Genomic DNA, 594 nt, shown 5'->3' on the forward strand with positions numbered 1-594 from the left:
GATAAAGACGGTTACAAACTAGTAAAAATCGAATCCAAAAACGGTGGAAAATTCAACGAAGACGGAAGCGAAAAAGAAGCAGCTTATATAGCAAACACAAAACAAGAAGTAACATATATTTATCAAAAAGAAGAACAAAAACCAGTAGAAAAGAAAGGTTCATTCCAAGAACACCATATCTACATCACAAAAGATAAAGATGGCAAAGAAATCAAACGAGAAGTAGTAGATGGCAAAGTTTCTGGCGGAACAAAAGACATGACTTACACAACAGGCAAAGCTGAAAAAGACGGCTTCAAGTTTGTAAGAACAGAAGATGCCAAAGAAAATCCAAGCTATGATAAAGATGGAAAAGAAACAAAAGGCAACTTCAAACCAGGTGTTAAACAAGAAATCACTTATGTATATGAAAGAACAGAAACACCATGGACACCATTGGAACCATCTGAACCTGTAATTCCAGTAGAACCTGAACAACCAGGAACACCTGAACAACCAGGTACTCCAGAACAACCAGGAACACCTGAACAACCAGGAACACCTGGACAACCAGGTACTCCAGAACAACCAGGAACACCTGAACAACCAGGAACA

General features: G+C 38.6%; 1 protein-coding gene. It reads left to right on the forward strand.

Annotated features, from left to right (window positions below):
- The coding region (locus ACU68W_RS09235) for a MucBP domain-containing protein (protein WP_446756438.1) at positions 1 to 594 on the forward strand (594 nt) is incomplete at both ends.

The organism is Finegoldia sp. P2-F-LR (genome assembly GCF_052932265.1).